The organism is Marinobacter sp. (assembly GCF_041984545.1).
GTDB lineage: Bacteria > Pseudomonadota > Gammaproteobacteria > Pseudomonadales > Oleiphilaceae > Marinobacter.
The window spans coordinates 88214-101069 of the sequence record NZ_JBHIXV010000001.1 but is presented as its reverse complement, the minus strand read 5'-3'; the positions used below and the strand labels follow the sequence as shown (position 1 = coordinate 101069).

The window sequence follows — 12856 nt, the reverse complement described above, 5'->3', positions numbered from 1 at the left end:
ACCATGGGTGGATACACGAGGAGGCCCCATGACCAGCAGTACCGAGCACCAGCCCGAGCAGGATCCCCGCCAGGAAAAATTCGTTGTCGATACCCAATTGCTGACCGAAGACCAGCTCCAGGGACTGGTGGAGGAGTACTGCACTCGTTACCACGGCCTGAACGATACTGAGAGCCCCATGGCCGAGGTAGACCGGGTAATGGCGGCGGTCCGCCGTGGTGAACTGGTGGTATGGTTCGATCCGGTGGAGAACACCGCGGGCCTGGGTGTGCCGGCTTAGGCGGCATATCGCCGCAGTATTTGATCTGGCACCTACCCGCAGCCTGAACGACACGTTACAATCTCGCTGTTTCCCCGAAAGCCGTGCACGAGGTGAATTTTGATCAGGGTACTGGTTGTAGATGACCATGAGCTGGTGCGCTCCGGTATTACCCGGATGCTGGCTGACAACCCCGACATTGACGTAATCGGGCAGGCGTCATCCGGTGAGGATGCCATCGATTTTGTGCGTCAGCAGCGTCCGGACATCGTGCTTATGGACATCCGGATGCCGGGTATCGGCGGTCTGGAGGCCACCCGCCGCATCCTGCGCATCGACGATTCCATCCGAGTGATCGTTGTAACTGCCTGTGCCGACGACCCCTACCCAACCCGTGTTATGCAGAGCGGCGCCTCGGCGTACATCACCAAGGGCGCCGACATCAAGGAAATGGTGCGGGCAATCCGTATGGCTCACTCCGGCCAGCGCTACATCAGCCCGGAAATTGCCCAGAAGATGGCCCTGAAGCAACTGGGCGGCGACCGCGACGATGACGGCGAGCTGTCGCTGTTCGAGCGGTTGTCCGAGCGGGAAATGCAGATTGCCATGATGGTGGTGGACTGCCAGAAGGTGCAGGACATCTCCGACAAGCTGTGCCTCAGCCCCAAGACGGTGAACAGCTACCGCTACCGCATTTTCGAGAAGCTGGAGATCTCCAGCGACGTGGAACTCGCCCTGATGGCAGTACGGCTCGGGTTGCTTGATGCCGACAAGGTCTGACCCTGAGCAGAAGACCAGCGGGGAGTTTGACAGCCAGAGCTTCCTGAAGCAGTTGACCGAGCGGCCCGGTGTGTACCGAATGTACGACGAGGGCGGCTCGGTACTCTACGTGGGTAAGGCCCGCAACCTGAAAAAGCGGGTGGGCAGCTACTTTCGCAAGAGCGGCCTGGCGCCAAAGACCGAAGCCCTGGTGGGCAAGATTGCCTCCATCGAGGTTACCATCACCGGCAGCGAAACCGAGGCGCTGCTGCTTGAACAGAACCTGATCAAATCCCTGCGCCCGCCCTACAACATCCTGCTGCGGGACGATAAATCCTATCCCTACATCTACCTCTCCTCCCACAGCGATTATCCGTCGCTGACGTTCCGCAGGGGGCGCACCAAGAAGGGTGGAGGTACCTGGTTCGGGCCATTTCCCAGCTCCGGTGCGGTCAAGGAAAGTCTTAATGTTCTGCAGAAGATATTCCGCATAAGAAACTGTACTGAAAGCTTTTTCAGAAACCGGACCAGGCCCTGTCTGCAGTACCAGATAAACCGGTGCACGGCGCCTTGCGTGGGCTATGTGACGCCCGAGGAATACCTGGAGGACATCCGCCACGCCACCATGTTCCTTGAGGGCAAGAATCCGGCCATCCTCCACGACCTGATGAACGCCATGGAAACGGCCTCGAAAAACCTCGAGTTCGAGAAGGCCGCCGCCTACCGGGACCAGATCAACCACCTGCGGCACGTGCAGGAACAGCAATCCATCGAAGGCGAGGGCGGCGATGCGGATGTCATTGCCATTGCCCAGGACGCGGGCGTGGTGTGCATCGTGGTGATCATCGTGCGCGGTGGTCGCGTGCTGGGCACCAAGGACTATTTCCCGCGCTACTCCATCGAACAGACCGAGGGCGAGCTGCTGAGCGCCTTTCTGGGCCAGTATTATTTCGGTGGCAACACCCGCCGGGAGATTCCCCGGGATATCTTGGTACCGGTGGCGGTTGAGGGCCAGGAGCTGCTGGCCCAGGCGCTTAGCGAGTCCGCCAACCGGGAAACCCGCATACGCGGCAACGTGCGGGGCGAGCGTCGCCGCTGGCTGGAGCTGGCCATGACCAATGCCCGCCAGACCCTGCTCACGCACCTGGCCAGCAAGGAAACCGTGTATCGCCGCCTGCTGGCCCTGAGAGATCTGCTGGAGCTGGCGGAAACGCCCTCACGCATGGAGTGCTTCGACATCAGCCACAGCCACGGCGAGAATACGGTCGCATCCTGCGTGGTTTTCGACGAGAATGGCCCCCTGAAAAGCGACTACCGCCTGTACAATATCGAAGGCGTGACTGCCGGGGACGATTACGGCGCCATGCGCCAGGTGCTGACCCGCCGCTACAAGCGCATGGTGGCGGGCGAGGGCAAGCGCCCGGACCTGGTGTTTATCGATGGCGGTAAGGGGCAGTTGAATATTGCCCGGGAAGTGTTTGATGAGCTTGAGATTTCCGATATTCCGCTGATCGGTGTGGCCAAGGGCGTTACCCGCCGGGCGGGCATGGAGCAGCTTATCGATGCCATGACCGGCGACGTGTTCCGGGTGCCGGCTGACTCGCCGGCGCTGCATCTGATCCAGCACATCCGGGACGAATCCCACCGGTTTGCGATCACCGGGCACCGGGCCCGGCGCGACAAAAAGCGCCGGCAGTCTACACTGGAAGGCATCGAAGGTGTGGGGCCCAAGAAGCGCCGCGACCTGATCCGCTATTTCGGGGGCATCCAGGAAATCCGCAAGGCCGGTGTGGATGAGATGGCCAAGGTGCCGGGCATCAGCAAATCACTGGCGGAGAGCATCTACGCCGCGTTGCACGACGAGTAAGGACAGCATGAATCTACCAAACATCCTCACCCTTTCCCGCATCATCATGATCCCGGTGTTCGTGGTGATCTTTTACCTTCCGGTGGGGTGGAGTTACCTCGTGAGCGCGGCCATCTTTGCGCTGGCGGCGGCCACGGACTGGCTCGACGGGTACCTGGCCCGCAAACTGGACCAGAGCACTCCGTTCGGCGCCTTCCTGGACCCGGTGGCCGACAAGCTCATGGTGGCGGTGGCCCTGGCGGTTCTGATCGAGGAACACGCGGCCATTTTGCTGACCATTCCCGCCACCGTGATTATCGGGCGTGAAATTGTCATCTCGGCGTTGCGTGAGTGGATGGCGGAAATCGGCAGTCGGGCCAGCGTGGCCGTGTCTTACATCGGCAAGATCAAGACCACCGCCCAGATGGCGGCCATTGTGGGCCTGCTCGCGTTTCCGCCCGGTAACGTCTGGGCGGATGTGGCGCTGGTGCTCCTCTACATCGCCGCGATTCTCACCCTCTGGTCCATGGGGTTGTACATCAGGGCTGCCTGGCCCGAGCTGTTTCCGGCGCAGGCGGATAGTCGCAACCGCTGAGCCAGTCGATCATCCGGGCGGTCAGTGACTGCCCGGCATCACCGAAGGCCTGAACCACCTGTTCCACGGTCGGCCCTCCGGCCGTTTTTTCAATCTCAAATGTCTGACGACAGACAGTGCCTCGCGTGCGCGCATCGATCACCTGGGCGTGCAGCTCCACCTTGATCGTCGGGTAACCTGCGGGTTCCTCGGTGTGGAACGCCGACAGCTCGCTCACCAGTGTCAGGTTCGCTTCCGCCGGGCTGGTTTCCGCAATCACATCCGCAAAACCGGCGCTATGGCGCAGTGATACGATCATTGCATCCCGCAGCATCATCGGGACAGTATCCCGCCAGCGCACGTCCGGGTAGGACTGGAATTCCCAGTCGGTGGGTTTGGCCAGTATCCGGGTGCTGTTGAAGGGCGCCGAGGCGTAGGGCGTATCCACCCTCAGTACGTAGGGGATGCGTTCGGTCGGTGCGCGTTCCGTGCCGGGCCACACCAGAGCCATCACCCGGGGCGGCTCCGGGTTGGGGAACACGGTGCAGCCGGCGGCTGCCGAAATCCCCAATGTAATCGCGATGACACCGAAAAAACCTTTGCTCACTGGGGCAGCTCCTTGATGGTGTCGTTGCCGAGCAGGGTGCCTGTCGGATCCTGCTCAAGTTTGCGGGTAAACTGGTTCAATGTGCGCAAGGTGGCCCGCAATTCTCTCAGGGCCGGTGCCAGTTCGCCCATGCCCTGCAGCCCGGACGCCATGGCCCCTGCGTTGTCTCGAGTTAATGCGTCCACCCGTGCCAGCGTGCTGTGCAGGACCACCAGGGTTCGATCCATGGATTGCAGAACCTGTTTGCCGTCGGTGGTCAGCAGCTCATAGGCGTTGTCAGAAACGCGGGACACCTTGATGGCCGCTTCCTCGGCCCGAACCGCAGCGGCATCGAACTGCTCGAGCAGTGCTGATAACTGGTCCCGGCGGGCGATCAGCGCGTCGGTGGCCACCCGGGTATTCTCCAGAATGGCCGCGGTGTTCCGAATGTTGTCTTCGGAAAGCAGCTCCGTGGCCCTGCTCAACAGCTCATCGGCCTTCACCACCAGCTGCTCGCCGTTGGCCAGGAGGTTATGGAAGGCAGAGGGCTCCGCCACGATGGTCGGCGGATTTTCGCGGGTGCCGTGCAGCGCCGGCTGGTCGGGGCTGCCGCCGCTGAACTGCACGTTCATACTGCCGGTGATGTTGGCCAGCACCAGGCCAGCCCGGGTGTTCTTGCGGATGGGCACCGATTCGTCCACGCGCACCAGTACCCGCACATGGCTCGGGTTGTCCGGATCCAGGCGCATCTCCACAACATCGCCAATCTGCACGCCGCTGTAGAGCACCGGGTTGCCCCCGGAAAGCCCGCTCACCGGCTGGTTGAAGACAATCTCGTAGTAGGCCCACTCCCGGTCAGCGGAGGATTTCGCCAGCCACAGAGAAAAACCAAGCGCCGCTGCGAAGGCAACGAGCGTAAACAGCCCGATGATAAAATGGTGAGCCCTCGGTTCCACGGTTACTGCTCCCGGTTCCGGTGAGTGGGGTGCGTGTTGTGAGTGTTGAACGCTTGGCTGGCCGCCCGCCCCCTGGGGCCGTTGAAGTAATCCTGAACCCAGTCGTCATCCGTGGCGGCAACCACCTCCAGTCTATCAGCCACCAGCACCCGGCGCTGTGACAGAACCGCAACCCGGTCGCAGGCCGCGTACAGGGTATCCAGATCGTGGGTGACCAGGAACACGGTCAGTCCCAGGGCGTCCCGGAGCGTGACAATCAACCGGTCGAAGGCGGCCGCGCCGATGGGGTCGAGGCCGGCGGTGGGCTCATCCAGGAACAGGATCTCCGGGTCCAGGGCCAGGGCCCGGGCCAGGCTCGCCCGTTTGACCATGCCGCCGGAAAGCTCCGAGGGGTATTTGGTCGCGGCCTCTGGCGGCAGGCCCGTCAGCCCCAGCTTCATCCGGGCCAGCTGTTCCGCTTCGGGCCGCTTCAGGCCTGCGTGTTCAATCAGGGGAACAGCGATGTTTTCCTGCAGGTTGAGAGAGGTGAATAGGGCGCCGCCCTGAAACAGCACGCCGAATCGTTGCTCAATGTCCGAACGCTGGGTAGATGGCAACTCGGTGAGATCTTCCCCGAACACCCGAATGTGCCCGGCGGAGGGCGTATGCAGACCAACAATGCTCCTGAGCAGCACCGTCTTACCGGTACCGGAGCCACCCACAACGCCGAGGATTTCACCACGGAGCAGATCCAGATCGAGATCCTCATGCACCACATGGCTGTCAAAGCGGTTGCTGAGTTGGCGCACCTCAATCACGGGTTCTGCGGTTTTATGGCCATTCATTGCCGATCCGTCGCCTGCCATGGTTACCAGCCCATTTCCATAAAGAATAGCGCAGCAATGGAGTCCAGCAGGATCACCATAAAGATCGACTGCACCACGCTTGACGTGGTGTGCTCACCCACCGACTGCGCGCTGCCCGCCACCTTGAAACCCTCCAGGCAGCCAATCACCGCAATCAGAAAGGCGAAGATGGGGGCTTTCACCAGCCCCACCAGGAAATGACGCAGGGCAATGTCCCGCTCCACAATCGCCATGAACTGGGTGGGTGCAATATCCAGCACCAGGGCACACACCATGGCACCACCCACCATACCGGCAATCATGCCCACGAAGGTGAGAATGGGCAGGCTGACCACCATGGCCAGTACCCGTGGCAGCACCAGCAGTTCGATGGGATTGAGCCCGAGGGTGCGAATGGCGTCCAGCTCCTCGTTTACCTTCATGGCGCCGATATGGGCCGTGAAGGAACTGGCGGTTCGGCCTGCCAGCAGTATGGCGGCCAGCAATACGCCAAACTCCCGCAGGAACGAGAACGCCACCAGGTTCACCGTGTAAATGGTGGCCCCAAAATCCTCCAGCACGGTTGCACCAAGAAAGGCCACCACCGCACCCACCAGGAAGGTCAGCAGCGCCACAATGGGCAGCGCGTTCAGGCCGGTGTCGTGAACCGATGCCACGAACGGCGTCATGCGCCACCGCGCAGGGCGAACGAGGGTCCAGCCCAGGGTGGCGAGGGTCTGCCCGATAAACCCGGTGAGAGTCCAGATCAGCTGGGCAATGCTTTCCACCTTCTGGCCGGTTCCCACCACCACGCTCATCACCAGTGACGGCTTGGCTGGCCGGGCTTCGGGCTGGTCTTTCAGCGCCTCGCACACGGCCTGGATAAGGGCGGACTTCTCGTTCGGAAGCGTGTGATTGCCGGATATTTCGGCCAGCAGCCGGTCCGTGCCGATCACATTGGCCAGTTGCGCCGCCCCGGCGGTGTCGATTCGGCGAAGCCCGGACAGATCAATGCGGGCATTCTTCAGGTCTACGGAAGCCAGGCTCGCCGCCTGCCGGGAAAGGGCACGGTAATGGCTCAGCAACCAGTCTCCGGTAACGGTCAGGCAGCCTGCATCCAGAGAGAGGGAGCCGGGTGATGAGGCACTGGTTCGAGACTGCTCGGATGGGGAGGCGCTGGGCACGTGCTGTCGTTCCATGAGTAAATTTGCTCGGCATTGAACAGCTTAGAGACTGCGAGCCGCCATGGCCAGTTTCTGGCCACAAAGTCCGGTAAAACAAAAACTTGATAAAAAACGGTTGACGCCCGAACGGTAATCCGTAGAATACGCAGCCGTTGACGAGGCAATGCCCCGGCAACAGCAGAGCGGGAATAGCTCAGTTGGTAGAGCACAACCTTGCCAAGGTTGGGGTCGCGAGTTCGAATCTCGTTTCCCGCTCCAATTTCAAGTCTCTCAATGCCCACCTGAGAGCACAAAGATCCGATTCCTTCGATCTTTCCCGGCGCGGTGGCAGAGTGGTTATGCAGCGGACTGCAACTCCGTGTACGCCGGTTCGATTCCGACCCGCGCCTCCAATTTTCCAGCCCTGATTCTCGCTCCCTATGTCAGGCGATGCGCGTCTATACCAAAGAAAAGCGCCGCGTTCACCAACGCTTCGTCCTCACTGATGAGTTGAGCCTGATGATGTTCTGCACATGCCAAGTGGAGAGCATCCAACGTCCTCAAGCTTGTCTTCCTCGTCCCAATCCAGTGGCTGGCCCGACTGTAGTGCGCCGTTTCAATGGGGCACAGGCTGAAGCGGCCATGGCTGACATCATCATGGAACGCACTTTCGATCCGGTTCGCCTGGGGTTCACTGAGCTCTCCCATCCGGACCCATCGGGCCAGCGCGCTTGCTACCTCAACCTCCGTAAGATGACTGATAAGAACCGGCTGTGTTTGCGAATCAAGCAAAGCCTGAACACGATCGCTGGCGTGCTCTTGTCTGTAGTAGGGAAGAACGGCGCTGGTATCAAAATACAACATCAATAGCGCTCTTCATCTCTGAGTTCCCGCACCGCATGTGCAGAGCTCTCCCGCACGGGTGGCAGAGATGCCCTGAGTTCCGAACGGTTTGGGAACTGGATCTTATCCGGCAGGGCCGCGGTCAGACGTGCGGCAGGTTTTCCATGGCGCAGAATCACAATCTCTTCTCCCGCGGCCACAGCGTCCAGAAGATTCGAGAGCTTTTCCCGGGTTTCCCGAACATTGATTGTTTGCATGATTTCCATCCTGGCATATGTACACAATTAGTGTACTCTCAATTTCTCCCCGTTCCAATGGCGAGCATCGTCTGGCGGTGCCCCTTTCTGCTGTGCTTCAATGGCTGTAAAACAACACAGCGAGCAGGCCTGTTTGCGGACCCTCGTTGCCAGGTCAACGACATGAGAACAAATGAGAAGATGGTCAAACACCGGCGAGGATCACCACGAGGCCGGCAACTTCAGCCGGCAATCCTGACGGAACTGAGGGACCTAATCGGCGACGAACGCCTAAACCCAAGCCTGCGCCGTCGCGATCTTCTGATTGAGCACCTGCACCAGCTGCAGGATGCCCTCGGCCACCTTTCCATGGCCCACCTTCGGGCCCTGACGGCCTACATGAATCTGCCCATGGCCGCCGTCTACGAAACCGCCACCTTCTACGCGCACTTCGACGTGGTTCACGACGAACAAACGCCGCCGCAGGAAATTACGGTGCGAGTGTGCGATTCCTTATCGTGCCAGTTGGCGGGTGCCGAGGCTTTGCACCAGGCGCTCAGCCAGGGCGCCAATCCTGTCCGGGTGAGGGTGCTGAGAGCCCCCTGCATGGGTCTCTGCGACGCAGCGCCTGTGGCGGCGGTGGGGCATCACCACGTGAGCAATGCCACCCCGGACAACGTAGCGGAAGCCATCGACCAGGGACGCACCCAGCCGGCGCCCATCCAATGGCAACGCCTGGCCGATTACCAGTACAGCGGTGGCTACCAGCTGTTGACTGATTGCCGGGAAGGGCGGGTGAGCGTTGAGCAGCTTCTCGAAGAGCTCGAAAAATCCGGCCTGCGCGGGCTTGGCGGCGCCGGCTTCCCCACCTTCCGCAAATGGCAGGCGGTTCGGGCAGAGCCCGGGCCCCGGTATGCGGTGATCAACGCCGATGAAGGCGAGCCGGGCACCTTCAAAGACCGCTACTACCTTGAACGCGAGCCTCACGGTTTTCTGGAAGGCGCCCTGGTCAGCGCCTGGGCGGTGGAAGCCGACGCACTCTACATCTACCTGCGCGATGAGTACCCCGGCCTGATGGCTGTATTGAGAGAGGCCATCGGCGAACTGGAAGCCGCCGGCCTGGTGGAACCCGGGTTCGTGATTCTTCGCCGGGGCGCCGGTGCCTACATCTGCGGCGAAGAGTCCGCCCTCATCGAATCCCTTGAGGGCAAACCCGGCAAACCCAGGCATCGGCCGCCGTTCGTGGCGCAAAAAGGTTTGTTCGACCGACCCACGCTGGTAAACAACGTGGAGACGGTGTACTGGATTCCGCGCATCCATGCCCAGGGCGCCGACTGGTTCGCCCGCCAGGGCCGCCATGGTAGGAAGGGCCTGCGGAGCTTCTCGGTATCCGGGCGGGTGACCAAACCCGGCGTCCATGTGGCGCCGGCGGGCATTACCCTCAACGAGCTGGTCGAGGAATACTGTGGCGGCATGGCCCAGGGGCACCGGCTGCTGGCGTATCTGCCCGGGGGCGCTTCGGGCGGCATACTGCCGGCCAGCAAGGCGGATATTCCGCTGGATTTCGACACGCTTCAGGAACACGGTTGTTTTATCGGCTCTGCCGCCATCATCGTGCTCTCTGACCAGGACAACCTGGCAGCTGCCGCGTCCAATCTTCTGGCGTTCTTTGCCGATGAATCCTGCGGCCAGTGCACCCCCTGCCGCGTGGGCACCGAGAAGATGCTCACCTTGTTGGAGCGGGACGCCTGGGATGAGGCAACGCTTCGACAACTGGCCGGTGTGATGTCCGATGCCTCCATCTGCGGCCTCGGCCAAGCTGCGCCGAACCCCGTACTCAGCCTGCTGCGGGATTTCCGCGGCGAGCTGGCCGGGCACAACCTGATCGCCAAAGGGTAGGGAGGCGGCATGAGTAACAAGGACAACGGCTTCACCCTGACCCTCGACGGCGCCGAGGTTCGCGCCTTCCCGGGCGAAACTCTCTGGCAGGTGGCCAAACGGGCCGGCGAGACCATCCCGCACCTGTGTTTCAAGGATGCGCCCGGCTACCGCGCCGATGGCAACTGCCGCGCCTGCATGGTGGAAGTGGAGGGCGAGCGAGTGCTGGCGGCCAGCTGCATTCGCGAGGCGACGCCGGGAATGGTGGTGCGAAGCGCCGCGTCCGACCGGGTTCAGGCCGCCCGCAAGGGGGTGCTGGAACTGCTGCTGGCGGACCAGCCGGCCCGGGAAGACAGCCCGGACCGTTCAAGCCACCTGTGGGACACGGCCGATCAGCTTGCCATCGATGCCGCCGAGGTTCGTAACCGCATTCCCCCTAGTTCCCAACGCATCGAGCCCACGGTTCATCACGTGCAGCCGCGCCCCGACTCGCTGCCCCACGCACATGGCCAGGACGCCACCCATTCGGCCATGAACGTCAATCTGGATGCCTGCATCACCTGCGGGCTGTGCGAGCGTGCCTGCCGGGAAGTGCAGGGTAACGACGTAATCGGCCTGGCCCACCGGGGAGCCGCGGCGAAAGTGGTGTTTGACTTCGATGACCCCATGGGCGAGAGCACCTGCGTGGCCTGCGGCGAGTGCGTTCAGGCCTGCCCGACCGGAGCGCTGATGCCGGCCACCCTGATCGACCAACAGGGCCGGGGCGATTCCGCCGTGGCGGACCGCACCGTGGATTCCGTATGCCCGTATTGTGGCGTCGGCTGCCAACTCACATACCACGTGAAAGACGAGTCTGGCAAAGGGGGTGCCCAAAACAGCCGCATTCTCTTCGTGGAAGGCCGCGATGGACCCTCCAACCAGGGCCGGCTCTGCGTGAAAGGCCGCTTCGGCTTCGATTATCCGTCGCACCCGGCGCGGCTGACACTGCCCCTGATCCGGCGGGAGGGCGTGCCCAAGGCCCTGGACCCGGCCTTCGACCCCGCCAACCCGCTCACCCATTTCCGGGAAGCCAGCTGGGAAGAGGCCCTGGAGCTGGCTGCCAACGGCCTGACCCAGCTCAAAGACCAACACGGCCCAAGCGCGCTCGCCGGCTTCGGTAGCGCCAAATGCTCCAACGAGGAAGCCTGGCTGTTCCAGAAGCTGGTTCGCACGGGCTTTGGTTCCAACCACGTGGACCACTGCACCCGGCTGTGCCACGCCAGTTCCGTGGCCGCCCTGATGGAGTGCCTGGGCTCGGGCGCCGTGACCGCCTCCTTCATGCAGGCGCTGCAGGCGGATGTGGTTATCCTTACCGGCTGTAACCCGGCGGTAAACCACCCGGTGGCCGCCACCTACTTCAAGCAGGCGGCGAGGAACGGCACCAAGCTGATTATCATCGACCCCCGGGGCCAATCATTGGACGCCTACGCCTGGCGCAGCGTTCGCTTCTCGCCCGGCGGCGACGTGGCGCTCTTCAACGCCATGCTGAACGTGATCATCCGCGAAGGCCTCTACAACCAGGCCTACATCGACGCCCACACCGAGGGCTTCGAGAAGCTCAAAGCCAGCGTGGAGGGCATGACCCCGGAAGTGATGAGCCCCGTCTGCGGCGTGGCGCCAGACACCATCCGCGAAGTGGCCCGCGCCTATGCTCAGGCAGACCGCGCCATGATCTTCTGGGGCATGGGTATCTCCCAGCACGTGCACGGCACCGACAACGCCCGCTGCCTGATCTCCCTGGCCCTGGCCTGCGGCCACACCGGCCGGCCCGGTACCGGCCTGCATCCCCTGCGTGGCCAGAACAACGTACAGGGCGCCTCCGATGCCGGCCTGATCCCCATGGTGCTGCCGGACTACCAGCCCGTTGGCGATCGCCAGCTGCGGGCCGCCTTCGAAGAACTCTGGAACACCGAACTCGACCCGGAACCAGGGCTGACCGTGGTGGAAATCATGGACGCCATCCGCGCCGGCACCATCAAAGGCATGTACATCCTCGGCGAAAACCCCGCCATGTCCGACCCGGACCTCACCCACGCCCGGGCAGCGCTCGCGGCCCTGGAACTCCTGGTGGTGCAGGACCTCTTCGTGACCGAAACCGCCCAGTTTGCCGACGTGATCCTGCCGGCCGCGGCCTGGGCTGAGAAAGCCGGCACCGTGACCAACACCAACCGCCAGGTGCAGATGGGCCGCGCCGCCCTGGCGCCCCCGTGCGAGGCAAAGCCGGACTGGTGGATTATCCAGGAAATCGCCCGGCGCTTCGGCCTGGAATGGAATTACACAAGCCCAGAGCAGGTTTTCGCGGAAATGAAGCAGGGCATGCACTCCCTGAATCACATCACCTGGGCCCGCCTGGAGCGCGAAGGCTCGGTCACCTATCCCTGTTCCGCCGACGACGCGCCAGGGCACGACGTGGTCTTCGCCGATGCCTTCCCAAGAGCCGGCGGCCGAGCCCACTTCTCACCAGCCAGCCCCCTGCCACCAGACGAGCCGGTGGACCAGGCCTATCCCACGGTACTCACCACTGGCCGCCTGTTGGAACACTGGCATACTGGCTCCATGACCCGCCGAAGCCGGGTGCTCGACGAGCGCGAACCTGAAGCTGCGGCCTACTTAGCGCCGTCTGAACTGGAGCGCCTGGGTGTTGCTTCAGGAGAGGACATCCGGATCGAAACACGTCGGGGGCACATCACGCTCATAGCGAGGGCAGATCAGACTATGCCGGAGGGGATGGTGTTTGTGCCGTTTGCGTTCGTTGAGGCCGCGGCCAATGTGCTGACCAATCCGGCGCTGGATCCGTTTGGGAAGATTCCGGAGTTTAAGTATGCGGCGTGTAGACTGAGCTCGGCGTAAAAGAATGTGTTGGTGAGAGCTTGCAATTAATGAAGATCTAAGC

Annotated in this window: 12 protein-coding genes and 2 tRNA genes; 8 read left to right on the top strand and 6 right to left on the bottom strand. The window is 62.4% G+C overall.

From position 1 onward, the window contains the following. Nucleotides 1-28 precede the first annotated feature (28 nt). The 4 genes from ACFC20_RS00500 (at nt 29) to pgsA (ending at nt 3459) form a co-directional block, all read left to right on the top strand. A complete protein-coding gene (locus ACFC20_RS00500; RefSeq protein ID WP_375191302.1) occupies nt 29-280 on the top strand; it encodes a hypothetical protein in 252 nt (83 codons plus the stop codon). Between the two features lie 99 nt (nt 281-379). Next, nucleotides 380-1039, top strand: coding sequence for a UvrY/SirA/GacA family response regulator transcription factor (gene uvrY / locus ACFC20_RS00495; RefSeq protein ID WP_375191301.1), 660 nt, complete (start codon nt 380-382; stop codon nt 1037-1039). Further along, a complete protein-coding gene (gene uvrC, locus ACFC20_RS00490) occupies nt 1023-2885 on the top strand; it encodes an excinuclease ABC subunit UvrC (protein ID WP_375191300.1) in 1863 nt (620 codons plus the stop codon). Before uvrY ends, uvrC begins: the two co-directional genes overlap by 17 nt. 7 nt (nt 2886-2892) lie before the next feature. Next, nucleotides 2893-3459 (top strand): CDP-diacylglycerol--glycerol-3-phosphate 3-phosphatidyltransferase, encoded by a 567-nt coding sequence (gene pgsA, locus ACFC20_RS00485; protein ID WP_375191299.1) that lies wholly within the window; start codon nt 2893-2895, stop codon nt 3457-3459. Here pgsA and ACFC20_RS00480 read toward each other — a convergent pair. From ACFC20_RS00480 to ACFC20_RS00465, 4 genes are read right to left on the bottom strand one after another with little or no spacing between them, the layout of a single operon-like run. Next, a complete protein-coding gene (locus ACFC20_RS00480; RefSeq protein ID WP_375191298.1) occupies nt 3404-4045 on the bottom strand; it encodes an ABC-type transport auxiliary lipoprotein family protein in 642 nt (213 codons plus the stop codon). The genes pgsA and ACFC20_RS00480 overlap by 56 nt on opposite strands. After that, nucleotides 4042-4980, bottom strand: a complete 939-nt coding sequence (locus ACFC20_RS00475; protein ID WP_375191297.1) for an MlaD family protein — start codon at nt 4978-4980, stop codon at nt 4042-4044. The genes ACFC20_RS00480 and ACFC20_RS00475 overlap by 4 nt, the downstream gene beginning before the upstream one ends. 2 nt (nt 4981-4982) lie before the next feature. After that, a complete protein-coding gene (locus ACFC20_RS00470) occupies nt 4983-5804 on the bottom strand; it encodes an ABC transporter ATP-binding protein (RefSeq protein ID WP_375191296.1) in 822 nt (273 codons plus the stop codon). A gap of 23 nt (nt 5805-5827) precedes the next feature. After that, nucleotides 5828-7003: an MlaE family ABC transporter permease gene (locus tag ACFC20_RS00465; RefSeq protein ID WP_375191295.1), complete on the bottom strand. Its 1176-nt coding sequence runs from the start codon at nt 7001-7003 to the stop codon at nt 5828-5830. A gap of 167 nt (nt 7004-7170) precedes the next feature. Between ACFC20_RS00465 and ACFC20_RS00460 the strand changes: the two genes are divergently transcribed. Together ACFC20_RS00460 and ACFC20_RS00455 are read left to right on the top strand one after the other, a co-directional pair. Beyond that, a tRNA-Gly gene (locus ACFC20_RS00460) sits at nt 7171-7246 on the top strand. A gap of 60 nt (nt 7247-7306) precedes the next feature. Continuing rightward, nucleotides 7307-7380, top strand: a tRNA-Cys gene (locus tag ACFC20_RS00455). A gap of 25 nt (nt 7381-7405) precedes the next feature. Here ACFC20_RS00455 and ACFC20_RS00450 read toward each other — a convergent pair. Both ACFC20_RS00450 and ACFC20_RS00445 read right to left on the bottom strand, forming a co-directional pair. Beyond that, complete coding sequence (locus ACFC20_RS00450; RefSeq protein WP_375191294.1) at nt 7406-7831, bottom strand: type II toxin-antitoxin system VapC family toxin; 426 nt, start codon at nt 7829-7831, stop codon at nt 7406-7408. Beyond that, a complete protein-coding gene (locus ACFC20_RS00445) occupies nt 7831-8067 on the bottom strand; it encodes a type II toxin-antitoxin system Phd/YefM family antitoxin (protein ID WP_375191293.1) in 237 nt (78 codons plus the stop codon). The genes ACFC20_RS00450 and ACFC20_RS00445 overlap by 1 nt, the downstream gene beginning before the upstream one ends. Nucleotides 8068-8229: 162 nt before the next feature. Between ACFC20_RS00445 and ACFC20_RS00440 the strand changes: the two genes are divergently transcribed. Continuing rightward, complete coding sequence (locus ACFC20_RS00440) at nt 8230-9945, top strand: NADH-ubiquinone oxidoreductase-F iron-sulfur binding region domain-containing protein (protein WP_375191292.1); 1716 nt, start codon at nt 8230-8232, stop codon at nt 9943-9945. A 9-nt stretch (nt 9946-9954) separates the two neighbouring features. Further along, nucleotides 9955-12813, top strand: a complete 2859-nt coding sequence (fdhF, locus tag ACFC20_RS00435) for a formate dehydrogenase subunit alpha (protein WP_375191291.1) — start codon at nt 9955-9957, stop codon at nt 12811-12813. The last annotated feature ends 43 nt before the right edge of the window (nt 12814-12856 follow it).

Coding starts and splice junctions, on each gene's coding strand:
- fdhF (WP_375191291.1), top strand. CDS start 9,955: ATGAGTAACAAGGACAACGGCTTCACCCTGACCCTCGACGGCGCCGAG.
- ACFC20_RS00470 (WP_375191296.1), bottom strand. CDS start 5,804: ATGAATGGCCATAAAACCGCAGAACCCGTGATTGAGGTGCGCCAACTC.
- uvrC (WP_375191300.1), top strand. CDS start 1,023: ATGCCGACAAGGTCTGACCCTGAGCAGAAGACCAGCGGGGAGTTTGAC.
- pgsA (WP_375191299.1), top strand. CDS start 2,893: ATGAATCTACCAAACATCCTCACCCTTTCCCGCATCATCATGATCCCG.
- ACFC20_RS00440 (WP_375191292.1), top strand. CDS start 8,230: ATGAGAACAAATGAGAAGATGGTCAAACACCGGCGAGGATCACCACGA.
- ACFC20_RS00445 (WP_375191293.1), bottom strand. CDS start 8,067: ATGCAAACAATCAATGTTCGGGAAACCCGGGAAAAGCTCTCGAATCTT.
- ACFC20_RS00500 (WP_375191302.1), top strand. CDS start 29: ATGACCAGCAGTACCGAGCACCAGCCCGAGCAGGATCCCCGCCAGGAA.
- ACFC20_RS00465 (WP_375191295.1), bottom strand. CDS start 7,003: ATGGAACGACAGCACGTGCCCAGCGCCTCCCCATCCGAGCAGTCTCGA.
- ACFC20_RS00450 (WP_375191294.1), bottom strand. CDS start 7,831: ATGTTGTATTTTGATACCAGCGCCGTTCTTCCCTACTACAGACAAGAG.